Annotated in this window: 11 protein-coding genes; all 11 read left to right on the top strand. The window is 66.5% G+C overall.

The genetic code is table 11. The features are described 5' to 3' along the window. The first annotated feature begins 118 nt into the window (after window positions 1–118). The 11 genes from SRAH_RS04605 (at window position 119) to SRAH_RS04555 (ending at window position 12,521) form a co-directional block, all read left to right on the top strand. Window positions 119–4,864, top strand: coding sequence for a glutamate synthase-related protein (locus SRAH_RS04605; protein ID WP_029462179.1), 4,746 nt, complete (start codon window positions 119–121; stop codon window positions 4,862–4,864). A 30-nt stretch (window positions 4,865–4,894) separates the two neighbouring features. Further along, complete coding sequence (locus SRAH_RS04600) at window positions 4,895–6,370, top strand: glutamate synthase subunit beta (protein WP_029462178.1); 1,476 nt, start codon at window positions 4,895–4,897, stop codon at window positions 6,368–6,370. Window positions 6,371–6,473: 103 nt separating this feature from the next. Beyond that, window positions 6,474–7,310, top strand: coding sequence for an ABC transporter ATP-binding protein (locus SRAH_RS04595; RefSeq protein ID WP_029462177.1), 837 nt, complete (start codon window positions 6,474–6,476; stop codon window positions 7,308–7,310). Further along, window positions 7,307–8,089 carry a lipid asymmetry maintenance ABC transporter permease subunit MlaE gene (gene mlaE, locus SRAH_RS04590; RefSeq protein WP_029462176.1) on the top strand — a complete coding sequence of 261 codons (783 nt, stop codon included), beginning with the start codon at window positions 7,307–7,309 and terminating at the stop codon, window positions 8,087–8,089. Before SRAH_RS04595 ends, mlaE begins: the two co-directional genes overlap by 4 nt. Before the next feature lie 11 nt (window positions 8,090–8,100). Further along, entirely contained in the window at window positions 8,101–8,601 is a 501-nt protein-coding gene (gene mlaD, locus SRAH_RS04585; protein WP_029462175.1) for an outer membrane lipid asymmetry maintenance protein MlaD, read from the top strand. A 36-nt stretch (window positions 8,602–8,637) separates the two neighbouring features. Further along, on the top strand, window positions 8,638–9,453 hold the full coding sequence (locus SRAH_RS04580) for an MlaA family lipoprotein (protein ID WP_082210066.1): 816 nt from the start codon (window positions 8,638–8,640) through the stop codon (window positions 9,451–9,453). 60 nt (window positions 9,454–9,513) lie between these two features. Further along, on the top strand, window positions 9,514–10,173 hold the full coding sequence (locus SRAH_RS04575; RefSeq protein WP_029462173.1) for an MlaC/ttg2D family ABC transporter substrate-binding protein: 660 nt from the start codon (window positions 9,514–9,516) through the stop codon (window positions 10,171–10,173). A gap of 5 nt (window positions 10,174–10,178) precedes the next feature. After that, window positions 10,179–10,499 (top strand): STAS domain-containing protein, encoded by a 321-nt coding sequence (locus SRAH_RS04570; protein WP_045476147.1) that lies wholly within the window; start codon window positions 10,179–10,181, stop codon window positions 10,497–10,499. 26 nt (window positions 10,500–10,525) lie between these two features. Beyond that, window positions 10,526–11,512, top strand: coding sequence for an ABC transporter ATP-binding protein (locus SRAH_RS04565; protein ID WP_029462171.1), 987 nt, complete (start codon window positions 10,526–10,528; stop codon window positions 11,510–11,512). Continuing rightward, a complete protein-coding gene (locus SRAH_RS04560; RefSeq protein ID WP_029462170.1) occupies window positions 11,509–12,264 on the top strand; it encodes an ABC transporter permease in 756 nt (251 codons plus the stop codon). Before SRAH_RS04565 ends, SRAH_RS04560 begins: the two co-directional genes overlap by 4 nt. 5 nt (window positions 12,265–12,269) lie before the next feature. After that, on the top strand, window positions 12,270–12,521 hold the full coding sequence (locus SRAH_RS04555) for a BolA family protein (protein WP_029462169.1): 252 nt from the start codon (window positions 12,270–12,272) through the stop codon (window positions 12,519–12,521). Window positions 12,522–12,553: the final 32 nt, after the last annotated feature.

Below are 12,553 nucleotides of genomic sequence, written 5' to 3'. Positions count from 1 at the left end.
TATATTGATGATGTGCTTGTCTGCAACTAAATGGGGTCTGACCCCAATTATTGGGCTTGGCAGCCGCGCCTATTTCGGCTAAGCTAGCAATCCTTTTTCACCGCATCAGGAGCCGGCCGTGACGCCATCCCTCGAAATCGATCAGTTGCGCCAACATGGCTTGTACGACCCGGCGCACGAGCACGACGCCTGCGGCGTGGGCTTTGTGGCCCACATCAAGGGCCAAAAAAGCCACGCCGTGGTGCAGCAGGGCCTGCAAATTTTGGCCAACCTCGACCACCGCGGCGCCGTGGGGGCCGACGAGCTGATGGGCGACGGCGCCGGCATTTTGCTGCAACTGCCCGATGCGCTGTACCGCGCCGACATGGCGCGCTTGGGCTGCACCCTGCCGCCGCCGGGCGAGTACGGTGTGGGCCTGATCTTTTTGCCCAAAGAGCACGCCAGCCGCCTGGCCTGCGAGCAAGAGCTCGAGCGCGCCATCCGCGCCGAAGGCCAGGTGCTGCTGGGCTGGCGCGACGTGCCGGTCAACCGCGACATGCCGATGTCGCCCACGGTGCGCCAGACCGAGCCGGTGATCCGCCAAGTCTTTATCGGCCGCGGCGCCGACGTGATCGTGCAAGACGCGCTCGAACGCAAGCTCTACGTGATCCGCAAAACCGCCAGCGCCCACATCCAGGCGCTCGGGCTCAAGCATGGCAAGGAATACTACGTGCCCAGCATGAGCAGCCGCACCGTGGTCTACAAGGGCCTGCTGCTGGCCAACCAAGTGGGCGACTACTACCTCGACCTGCAAGACCCGCGCTGCGTCTCGGCGCTGGCCTTGGTGCACCAGCGCTTTTCCACCAACACCTTCCCCGAGTGGCCGCTGGCGCACCCTTACCGCTACGTGGCGCACAACGGCGAGATCAACACCGTCAAGGGCAACTTCAACTGGATGCGTGCGCGCGAGGGCGTGATGAGCTCGCCGGTGCTGGGCGCCGACCTGAAAAAGCTGTACCCGATCAGCTTTGCCGGCCAGTCCGACACCGCCACCTTCGACAACTGCCTCGAGCTGCTGAGCATGGCCGGCTACCCGCTGGCGCAGGCGGTGATGATGATGATCCCCGAGCCGTGGGAGCAGCACACCCTGATGGACGCGCGCCGGCGCGCCTTCTACGAATACCACGCCGCCATGCTGGAGCCGTGGGACGGCCCGGCCTCGATCGTCTTTACCGACGGACGCCAGATCGGCGCCACGCTGGACCGCAACGGCCTGCGCCCCTCGCGCTACTGCGTCACCGACGACGACTTCGTCGTCATGGGTTCCGAATCCGGCGTGCTGCCCATCCCCGAGAGCAAGATCGTGCGCAAATGGCGCTTGCAGCCGGGCAAGATGTTCCTGATCGACCTGGAGCAGGGCCGCCTGATCGACGACGAGGAAATCAAGGCCAGCCTGGCTTACAGCAAGCCCTACCAGCAGTGGATCGAGAACCTGCGCATCCGGCTCGACGACGTGACGCACCCCGAAGCGGGCAGCGCCGAGGGCCGCCAGGTGCTGAGCGAGGAGTCGGCCCGCGCCGCGCTCGACAGCCCAGACGCGGCGCTGCTCGATATGCAGCAGGCTTTTGGCATGACGCAAGAGGACATCAAGTTCCTCATGGCCCCGATGGCGCTCAACGCCGAAGAGGGCATAGGCTCCATGGGCAACGACAGCCCGCTGGCGGTGCTCTCCAACAAAAACAAGCCGCTCTACAACTACTTCAAGCAGTTGTTTGCGCAAGTCACCAACCCGCCGATCGACCCGATCCGCGAGGCGATTGTGATGTCGCTGGTATCCTTCATCGGCCCCAAACCGAACCTGCTCGACATCAACCAGGTCAATCCGCCGCTGCGGCTCGAAGTCGGGCAGCCGGTGCTGAATCCGGCCGACATGGGCAAGCTGCGCGAGATCGCCACCCGCACCGGCGGCAAGTTCAAGAGCAGCACCATCGACATCTGCTACCCCGTGGCCTGGGGCAAAGAGGGGGTGGAGGCCAAGCTGGCTTCGCTGTGCGCCGAAGCGGTGGATGCGATCAAGGGCGGCAGCAACATCCTGATTTTGAGCGACCGCGGCGTGAGCGCGCAGCAAGTGCCCATTCCGGCCTTGCTGGCGCTCTCGGCGGTGCACCAGCACCTGGTGCGCACGGGGCTGCGCACCAGCACCGGTCTGGTGGTGGAAACCGGCTCGGCGCGCGAGGTGCACCACTTTGCGCTGCTGGCGGGCTACGGTGCCGAAGCGGTGCACCCGTGGCTGGCGATGCAGACGCTGGCGGCCATCCACCAAGACCTCAGCGGCGATTTGTCGGCTGACAAAGCCATTTACAACTACGTCAAGGCGGTCGGCAAGGGCTTGTCGAAGATCATGTCCAAAATGGGCGTGAGCACCTACATGAGCTACTGCGGGGCGCAGTTGTTCGAGGCCATCGGGCTCAACAGCGCCACGGTGGACCAGTACTTTGCCGGCACCCCGACCCGGGTTGAGGGCATCGGGGTGTTCGAGATCGCCGAAGAGGCTATACGCACCCACCGCGCCGCCTTTGGCAGCGACCCGTTGCTGGCGCAGATGCTCGACGCGGGCGGCGAATACGCCTGGCGCGCGCGCGGCGAAGAGCATATGTGGACGCCCGATGCCATTGCCAAGCTGCAGCACGCCACCCGCAGCAACCACTTTGGCACCTACAAAGAGTACGCGCAGCTCATCAACGACCAGACCCGGCGCCACCTGACGCTGCGCGGCCTGTTCGAGTTCAAGGTCGATCCGGCGCGCGCCATCGCGCTCGACGAGGTGGAGCCGGCCAGCGCGATCGTCAAGCGCTTTGCCAGCGGGGCCATGTCGCTGGGTTCAATCAGCACCGAGGCCCACGCCACGCTGGCGGTGGCCATGAACCGCTTGGGCGGCAAGAGCAACACCGGCGAGGGCGGTGAAGACCCGGCGCGCTACCGCAACGAGCTCAAAGGCATCCCGATCCAGGCCGGGCAGACGCTGGCCTCGGTGATCGGTGCCGACAAGGTGCAAGCCGACGTCCCGCTGCAAGCGGGCGATAGCCTGCGCTCCAAAATCAAGCAGGTGGCCTCGGGGCGCTTTGGCGTTACGGCCGAGTACCTGGTGAGCGCCGACCAGATCCAGATCAAAATGGCCCAAGGGGCCAAGCCGGGCGAGGGCGGGCAGTTGCCGGGCGGCAAGGTGTCGGAGTACATCGGCTTTTTGCGCCACTCGGTGCCGGGTGTGGGGCTGATCAGCCCGCCGCCGCACCACGACATTTACTCGATCGAAGACCTGGCGCAGCTCATCCACGACCTGAAAAACGTGAACCCGCGCGCCGATGTGTCGGTCAAGCTGGTCTCGGAAGTGGGGGTGGGCACCATCGCCGCCGGGGTGGCCAAGGCCAAGGCCGACCATCTGGTGATCGCCGGGCACGACGGCGGCACTGGGGCCTCGCCCTGGTCATCGATCAAGCACGCCGGTTCGCCGTGGGAGATCGGGCTGGCCGAAACCCAGCAGACGCTGGTGCTGAACCGCTTGCGCGGGCGCATCCGGGTGCAGGTCGATGGGCAAATCAAGACCGGCCGCGACGTGGTCGTGGGGGCGCTGCTGGGCGCGGACGAGTTCGGCTTTGCCACCGCCCCGCTGGTGGTGGAGGGCTGCATCATGATGCGCAAATGCCACCTCAACACCTGCCCGGTGGGCGTGGCCACGCAAGACCCGCTGCTGCGAGCCAAGTTTGCCGGCCAGCCCGAGCACGTGGTGAACTACTTCTTCTTTGTGGCCGAGGAGGTGCGCCAGATCATGGCCCAGCTCGGGGTGCGCCGCTTCGATGAGCTGGTGGGTCGTGCCGATTTGCTCGACACCCGGCGCGGGCTGGAGCACTGGAAGGTGCAGGGGCTGGATTTTTCGCGCCTCTTTTACCAGCCACCGCTGCCGGCCACGGTGGCGCGCCGGCACGAAAGCACGCAAGACCACGGCCTGGGGGTGGCGCTGGATGTGCGCCTGATCGAAAAATCGCGCCCGGCCATCGAGCGCGGCGAGAAGGTGCACTTCATCGAGAGCGTGCGCAACGTCAACCGCACCGTGGGGGCGATGCTCGCGGGTGCCGTGACGCGCGCCCACCCTGAAGGGCTGCCCGACGACACCATTCGCATCCAGTTCGAGGGCACCGGCGGCCAGTCCTTCGGGGCCTTTGCCTGCCGCGGCATGACGCTCTACCTGATCGGCGACGCCAACGACTACACCGGCAAGGGGCTATCGGGTGGGCGCATTGTGGTGCGCCCGAGCATCGAGTTTCGTGGTGACGCGGCGCACAACACCATCGTGGGCAACACGGTGCTGTACGGCGCCACCAGCGGCGAGGCCTTTTTGCGCGGCGTGGCGGGCGAGCGCTTTGCGGTGCGCCTGTCGGGGGCCACGGCGGTGGTGGAGGGCACCGGCGACCACGGCTGCGAATACATGACCGGCGGCACCGTGGTGGTGCTGGGCCAGACCGGGCGCAACTTTGCCGCCGGCATGAGCGGCGGCGTGGCCTATGTGCTCGATGAAGACGGGCAGTTTGCCCAGCGCTGCAACAGCGCCATGGTGCGGCTCGAGCGCGTGCTCAGCACCGCCGAACAAACGGCGGCCAGCGCGCCCGGCACCTGGCACCGCGGCCAGAGCGACGAGGCGCAACTGCGCAGCCTGATCGAGGCGCACCTGCGCTGGACCGGTTCGGCCAAGGCGCGCCAGGTGCTGGACCACTGGGCCGTGAGCCGGGCCAAGTTCGTCAAGGTCATGCCCACCGAGTACCAGCGCGCCCTGGGCGAGCTGCATGCCCGCAACGTGGCCGCCAGCGCCCCTGTGGCCGTGGGCGTTTGAGCCGCAACCCGCATACAAGGAACTGCCATCATGGGAAAAATCACCGGCTTCATGGAGTTTGAGCGCCTCGAAGAGGGCTACAAACCGGTGCCTGAGCGCCTGACGCACTACAAAGAATTCGTCATCGGGCTGGACGCCGCGCAGGCGCGCCAGCAAGGGGCGCGCTGCATGGACTGCGGCACCCCCTTTTGCAACAACGGCTGCCCGGTCAACAACGTGATCCCCGATTTCAACGATCTGGTCTATCGCGACGACTGGAAAAACGCCAGCGCGGTGTTGCACAGCACCAACAACTTTCCCGAGTTCACCGGCCGCATCTGCCCGGCCCCCTGCGAAAGCGCCTGCACCCTGTACGTGAACGGCGACGCGGTGGGCATCAAGTCGATCGAGCACGCCATCATCGACCGCGCCTGGGAGCAGGGCTGGGTGCAGCCGCAGGTGGCGGCCAAGGCCAGTGGCAAGTCGGTAGCCATTGTCGGCTCCGGCCCGGCCGGGCTGGCAGCGGCGCAGCAGCTCGCGCGCGCGGGCCACGCCGTGACGGTGTTCGAGAAGAACGAGCGCGTGGGCGGCCTGCTGCGCTACGGCATCCCCGACTTTAAGCTGGAAAAATCGCACATCGAGCGCCGGGTGGCGCAATTGCAGGCCGAAGGGGTGCGCTTCGAGACCGGCGTGCTGGTCGGGGCCATGCCGAGCGAAGGCCCGGGGGCCAAGGTGCAAAACGAGGCCAAGCGCAGCATCAGCGCCGCGCAGTTGCAAGCCGACTTTGACGCCGTGCTGCTGTGCGGCGGCAGCGAACAAAGCCGCGACCTGCCGGTGCCGGGGCGCGAGCTCGACGGGGTGCATTTTGCGATGGAGTTTTTGCCGCAGCAAAACAAGGTCAACGCCGGCGACAAGCTGAAAAAGCCAATCCGCGCCGAGGGCAAGCACGTGATCGTCATAGGCGGGGGCGACACTGGGAGCGACTGCGTGGGCACCAGCCGCCGCCACGGTGCCGCCAGCGTGACCCAGTTTGAGGTGCTGCCCATGCCGCCCGAGCAGGAAGACCGCAGCCTCACCTGGCCCTATTGGCCGATCAAGCTGCGCACCAGTTCCAGCCACCAAGAGGGCTGCGAGCGCGCCTTCGCCATTTCGACCAAGGCCTTTACGGGCAGCAAGGGCAAGCTCACCGGCCTGACCACGGTGCAAGTGGAGCTGCAGGGCGGCAAGCTGGTCGAAATCCCCGGCACCGAGCAGCAGCACAAGGCCGATCTGGTGCTGCTGGCGATGGGCTTTACGCACCCGCTGGCCCCGGTGTTGGAGGCTTTTGGGGTCGAGAAAGACGCGCGCGGCAACGCCCGCGCCCACACCGAGGCCAGCGGCGGCTACGCCACCAACGTGGCCAAGGTCTTTGCTGCGGGTGACATGCGGCGCGGCCAGTCGCTGGTGGTGTGGGCCATCCGCGAAGGGCGGCAGGCGGCGCGGGCGGTGGATGAATACCTCATGGGGCATTCGGACTTGCCACGCTGAGAGCGGCCCGGTGCGCTTAGGCATTGGGATGATCGGCGGGCTGGGCTGGGCTGGGGCTTTCCCTTATGATCACCGCTCTGGTGCCACACGGCCCACCCCTTGCATGAACCCCGCTGCAGAACCCCCGCTGGTGCAATTTAACGCGGTGCGCTTTGGCTACGCCGAGCGCCCCATTCTCGACGGCCTATCGCTGGCGCTGCCGCGTGGCCGCGTCACGGCGGTGCTGGGCGCTTCGGGTGGCGGCAAAACCACGCTGCTGCGCCTGATCGGCGGCCAGCAGCGGGCGCAGTCGGGGCAGGTGCTGTTCGACGGCCAAGAGGTGGGCGCACTGGGCAACCAGGCCCTGTACGCGGTGCGCCGGCGCATGGGCATGCTGTTCCAGTTCGGGGCCTTGTTCACCGACCTGAACGTGTTCGACAACGTGGCCTTTCCGCTGCGCGAGCAAACCCGCTTGTCCGAAGCGCTGATTCGCGACATCGTGCTCATGAAGCTCGACGCCGTGGGCTTGCGCGGCGCGCGCGCGCTCATGCCCTCCGAAATCTCGGGCGGCATGGCGCGCCGGGTGGCGCTGGCGCGCGCCATCGCGCTCGACCCCGAGCTGGTGCTCTACGACGAGCCCTTTGCCGGGCTGGACCCGATCTCGCTGGGCACCATCGCGCGCCTGGTGCGCCAGCTCAACGACGCCATGGGCCTGACCAGCGTGCTGGTCTCGCACGACGTACACGAAACGCTGGCGATTGCCGACCACGTGGTGGTGCTGGCCAATGGCCGGGTGGCGGCGCAAGGCAGCCCGGAGCAGGTGCGCCAGAGCAGCGACCCGCTGGTGCACCAGTTCATCCACGCCGAGCCCGAGGGGCCGGTGCATTTTCATTACCCGGCGGCTTCCGCGGCCGACGATTACGGCTTGGGCACGACGACCACAGGCGGAGGCCGCCCATGACGCAAAAAGCGCTGTCGCAAATCGGCCTGTCGGTGCGCCTGTGGCTGGCCAGCTTGGGCTTTGGTGCGCGTTTGCTGCTGCGCCTGTTTGCGCTGCTGCCCACGGTGCTGCGCCGCTACGCGCTGCTGCGCGACCAAATCCACTTTTTGGGCAACTACTCGCTGGCCATCATCGGCGTCTCGGGCCTGTTCGTGGGCTTTGTGCTGGCGCTGCAGGGCTACTACATCCTGAACCAGTTTGGCTCCACCGAGGTGCTGGGGCTGCTGGTGGCGCTGAGCCTGATCCGCGAGCTCGGGCCGGTGATCGGGGCGCTGCTGTTTGCGGGCCGCGCTGGCACCTCGCTCACGGCCGAAATCGGCCTCATGAAAGCCGGTGAGCAGTTGAGCGCCATGGAGATGATGGCCGTTGACCCGATTGCGCGCATTTTGGCGCCGCGCTTTTGGGCCGGGGTGATCGTGCTGCCGGTGCTGGTGATGGTGTTCAGCGCGGTCGGCATCCTCGGTGGCTGGCTGGTGGGTGTGCCGCTGCTGGGCGTCGATGGCGCGGCCTACTGGGGCCAGATGCAAAATGGGGTCGATGTCTGGGCCGATGTGGGCAACAGCCTGGTCAAAGGCTTGGTGTTTGGCGTGGCGGTGACCTTCATCGCGCTGCTGCAGGGCTATTTGGCCACGCCCACGCCCGAAGGGGTGGCGCGCGCCACCACGCGCACCGTGGTAATGGCTTCGTTGGCGGTGCTGGGGCTGGACTTCGTCCTGACGGCGCTGATGTTTGGCGTGTAAGGGATAAGCAAATGCAAAGCTCGGTCAAAGATGTGTGGGTGGGTTTGTTCGTGCTGCTGGGCGCGCTGGCGCTGCTGTTTTTGTCGCTGCAATCGGCCAATTTGTTGCAGCTCAGTTGGCAGCCCACCTACCAGGTGACGGCGCGCTTTGACAACATCGGCGGCCTGCGCGCCGGGGCCACGGTGCGCAGCGCCGGGGTGGCGGTGGGGCGGGTGCAAGAAATCACCTTCAACGACCAGACTTTTCAGGCCGACGTCACGCTGGTGCTGGAGCAGCGCTATGCTTTCCCGCGCGACAGCTCGTTCCAGATTCTCACCAGCGGATTGCTGGGTGAGCAGTACGTGGGCATCGTGCCCGGCGGGGCCGACGAAAATCTGGCCGATGGGGCCACCATCACGCTGACGCAGTCGGCCATCGTGCTGGAAAACCTGATCGGGCAGTTTTTGTTCAACCGCGCCGCCGAGCCGGAGGCCGCTGCGGGTGGGGGAGAAGGCGGAGCGGGTGCGCAGTAGCCTGCGCTGCATTTGAAGAAAGCCACAGGGATAACCATGACAACTTTTGCACACCAAACCGGGGCGGCTGCGCCCCATACCGGCAGCTTGGGTGCCGCCCGCCTGTGTTCAGCCCGCCTTGGCGCCCCAGCCGCCCTGCTGGCGTTGCTGCTGCTCAGCGGCTGCGCCACCGGCCCCGACGCCAACCCCCAAGACCCGCTGGAGCCGCTGAACCGCCAGGTGCAGCGCTTCAACGACGGCGTGGACCGCACCATCGCACGCCCCTTGGCGGTGGCCTACCGCGACACCGTGCCCTCGCCGCTGCGCACGGGGGTTAACAATTTCTTCAACAACCTGCGCGATTTCTGGTCTTTCGTCAACGCCAGCCTGCAGGCGCGCCCGCAAGAGGCGGTAGAAAACTTCACCCGCTTCAAGGTCAACACCTACTTTGGTTTTGGCGGCGTGCTCGACGTGGCCACCGAAATGGGCGTGGAGCGCACCCCGCTCGACTTTGGCCATACCCTGGGCCGCTGGGGCGTGCCGCCCGGGCCTTATCTGGTGCTGCCGCTGCTGGGCCCCTCCACCGTGCGCGACACCATAGGGCAGGTGGCGGACCAAAACGCCGACCCCATCGGCACCGTAGAGCCCAGCGCCGACCGCGCCGCGCTCACGGTGTTGCAAATCACCGACAACCGCGCCGACCTGCTGCCCGCCACCGACATGGTGGACCGCATTGCGCTGGACCGCTACAGCTTCATCCGCGATGCCTATTTGCAACGCCGTGCGGCGCAGATTCGCACCGAGGAGTTCCCCGACGAGGAGCCCGCGCCTGCCGCATCCCCCGCTGCCACCAGCGCACCCACGCCCCAGTAACAGAAGTAAGCGCTGGTTAAGCGCCCGTTTTGCCGCTGCGCCTTGTTGCACAATTGCCCCATGAACTCCCAATCGATCTTTTTTCCTGCGCCCTTGGCGCGTCGCCAAGTCCTGTGCGGGCTGGGTGCTCTGGCAGCCGGCTTGGCGCTGCCGGCTTGGGCGCAAACCTTGGAAGCCCCCGATGCGCTGATCATGCGCGTGGGCGCCGAGGTGATGCGCCAGATCAAGGCCGACCCGGTGTTGCGCAATGGCGACATCGACCGCATCATGGTGCTGGTCGATGGCCTGCTGATGCCGCACGTCAACTTCAGCCGCATGACCGCCTCCGCCGTGGGGCGCTTCTGGCGCCAGGCCACGCCCGAGCAGCGCACCCGGCTGCAAGACGAATTCAAGCTGCTGCTGGTGCGCACCTACTCGGGCGCCCTGAGCCGCCTGACCGACCAGGTGCTGGTGCTGCGCCCCAGCCGCTTCACCCCGCAAGACGCCGAGGTGGTGGTGCGCACCGAGCTGCGCGGGCGCAGCGAACCGATCCAGATCGACTACCGGCTCGAACGCACCCCGCAGGGCTGGAGGGTGTTCGACTTCAATGTCATGGGCATCTGGCTGGTAGACACCTACCGCAACCAGTTCACGACTGAGATCAATGCGCGCGGCATCGATGGCCTGATCGCCTCGCTCACCGAACGCAACCGCGCCGGTGCGGCGGCGGCGCGCTCTTGAGCCCCATGAGCGCTGGCTCCCTCTCCGACTTGGTCCAAACACCCGCCTTGCCCCCACTGCCCGAGCGCCTCACGCACGAGCAGGCCGACGCCTACGTGCTGCGCTGCCAAGTGGCGATCGAGGGCGGCAGCGCGACCGATCCCGGTGCCGTGTGGCCGCTCGACGCCGCTGCCTTGCAGCACTTCGATTCCTCGGCGCTGGCCGCGCTGCTGGCGGTGTCGCGCCTGCTGCAAGCGCGTGGCGGCCGCTTGCAGGTGCAGCACATGCCGCTGCGTTTGCGCGAGCTGGCGGCCCTGTACGGGGTGAGCGAATTGCTGGCGGCGTAAAATGGTCAGTTTCGCCGCGCCGCTCTATGCCCTCAACCCCCGTCGCCCCTGCCGCCATCTCGTTTCAGCAGGTTTGCAAAGTCTATCGCAGCGCTGGCGCTGAGTTGCAGGCGCTCGACCACGTCACCTTCGACATAGCGCCGGGCGAGTTTTTTGGCCTGCTCGGCCCAAACGGCGCCGGCAAAACCACCCTCATCAGCATTTTGGCCGGCCTGGCACGCGCCAGCAGCGGGCGCGTGAGCGTGCTCGGCTCCGACGTGGCCGCCGACTACGCGCAGGCGCGGCGCAAGCTCGGCGTGGTGCCGCAAGAGCTGGTGTTCGACCCCTTCTTTACCGTGCGCGAGGCGCTGCGCTTTCAGTCGGGCTACTTTGGCATTCGCGGCAACGAGGGCTGGATCGACGAACTGTTGTCGGGCCTGGGGCTGTCCGACAAGGCCGGGGCCAATATGCGCCAGCTCTCCGGCGGCATGAAGCGGCGTATGCTGGTGGCGCAGGCGCTGGTGCACCGCCCGCCGGTGATCGTGCTCGACGAGCCCACCGCGGGTGTGGATGTGGAGCTGCGCCAAACGCTGTGGCAGTTCATTGCCGGGCTGAATCGCCAAGGCAGCACGGTGCTGCTCACCACCCACTACCTCGAAGAAGCCGAGGCGCTGTGCGGGCGCATCGCCATGCTCAAGCAGGGGCGGGTGATTGCGCTGGAGCGCACCTCGGCGCTGCTCAAACGCGCCAGCGCCAAGGTGCTGCGCTTCAAGACCGATCAAGCCCTGCCCGCCACGCTGGCGGCGCAGGCGCGCGTGACCGGGCGCATCGTGCAGTTGCCGCTGCCCGATGTGGCGGCGCTGGAGCGCACCCTGGCCGATTTGCGCGCCGCCGGCTTGCAGCCCGAAGACATCGAGATCAGCCAAGCCGACTTGGAAGACGTGTTCCTCGACCTGATGCGCGAGGGGGCTGAGTTGCCCGACCCGAACGCCGCCCAGCCCACACAGGCCCAGCCCCAGGAGGCTGCAGCATGAGCGGCTGGCAAACCCTGTTCTACAAAGAGGTGTTGCGCTTTTGGAAGGTGGGCTTCCAGACCGTGGCAGCGCCGGTGGTTACGGCCTTGCTCTATCTGCTGATCTTCGGCCACGTGCTGCAAGACCATGTGCAGGTGTTCGACGGCGTGGCCTACACCAGCTTTTTACTGCCCGGCCTGATCATGATGAGCGTGCTGCAAAACGCCTTTGCCAACAGCTCGTCGAGCCTGATCCAGAGCAAGGTCATGGGCAACCTGGTGTTCGTGCTGCTCACGCCGCTGTCGCACTGGGCTTGGTTTGTGGCCTATGTGGGTTCGTCGATCGTGCGCGGGCTGGCGGTGGGCTTGTGCGTCTGGCTGGTCACGGTTTGGTTCGTCGGCTTTTACATGGTCTATCCGCTTTGGATTTTGGTGTTTGCCGTGCTCGGGGCCGGTCTGCTGGGGGCGCTGGGCGTGATCGCCGGGCTCTGGGCCGACAAATTTGACCAAATGGCGGCGTTTCAAAACTTCCTCATCCTGCCCGCCACCTTTTTGAGCGGCGTGTTCTACTCCATCCACTCGCTGCCGCCGTTTTGGCAGTTCGTCAGCCACCTGAACCCGTTTTTCTACATGATCGACGGTTTCCGCTATGGCTTTTTCGGCCAGGGTGATGTGTCGCCTTGGCTCTCGCTGGCGGTGCTCGGGGCCGCCTGGCTGCTCGTGGGTGGGCTGGCCCTGCACCTGCTCAAAAGCGGCTACAAACTCAGACACTAAACACCATGACCGCGCAAGAACTGCAATCCCTCATCGCTGCCCATCTGGACTGCCTGCACCTGGAGGTGAACGGCGATGGCCGGCACTGGTACGCCGTGGTGGTTTCGCCCGCCTTCGAGGGCAAGCGCCTGATTGCGCGGCACCAGATGGTCTATGCCGCCATGGGCCAGCGCATCCAGCGCGACGAGGTGCACGCCTTGTCGATGCAGACCCACACCCCGGCCGAGTGGGCGGCGCGCCAAGCAAGCGCCGCCTGATTCAAACCCAAGCACCCGCGCACCCCCAACCC

It is taken from the genome of Serpentinimonas barnesii (assembly GCF_000696225.1).
Classification (GTDB): domain Bacteria; phylum Pseudomonadota; class Gammaproteobacteria; order Burkholderiales; family Burkholderiaceae_C; genus Serpentinimonas; species Serpentinimonas barnesii.
Note: the sequence above shows the minus strand (reverse complement) of the source record. Positions and strands in the feature narration are given on the sequence as shown.

Bases quoted from the DNA above. Each gene is read 5' to 3' on its own strand.
- mlaE (WP_029462176.1), top strand. From the start codon at position 7,307: ATGACGCAAAAAGCGCTGTCGCAAATCGGCCTGTCGGTGCGCCTGTGG.
- SRAH_RS04570 (WP_045476147.1), top strand. From the start codon at position 10,179: ATGAGCGCTGGCTCCCTCTCCGACTTGGTCCAAACACCCGCCTTGCCC.
- SRAH_RS04560 (WP_029462170.1), top strand. From the start codon at position 11,509: ATGAGCGGCTGGCAAACCCTGTTCTACAAAGAGGTGTTGCGCTTTTGG.
- SRAH_RS04580 (WP_082210066.1), top strand. From the start codon at position 8,638: ATGACAACTTTTGCACACCAAACCGGGGCGGCTGCGCCCCATACCGGC.
- SRAH_RS04565 (WP_029462171.1), top strand. From the start codon at position 10,526: ATGCCCTCAACCCCCGTCGCCCCTGCCGCCATCTCGTTTCAGCAGGTT.
- SRAH_RS04555 (WP_029462169.1), top strand. From the start codon at position 12,270: ATGACCGCGCAAGAACTGCAATCCCTCATCGCTGCCCATCTGGACTGC.
- mlaD (WP_029462175.1), top strand. From the start codon at position 8,101: ATGCAAAGCTCGGTCAAAGATGTGTGGGTGGGTTTGTTCGTGCTGCTG.
- SRAH_RS04600 (WP_029462178.1), top strand. From the start codon at position 4,895: ATGGGAAAAATCACCGGCTTCATGGAGTTTGAGCGCCTCGAAGAGGGC.
- SRAH_RS04575 (WP_029462173.1), top strand. From the start codon at position 9,514: ATGAACTCCCAATCGATCTTTTTTCCTGCGCCCTTGGCGCGTCGCCAA.
- SRAH_RS04595 (WP_029462177.1), top strand. From the start codon at position 6,474: ATGAACCCCGCTGCAGAACCCCCGCTGGTGCAATTTAACGCGGTGCGC.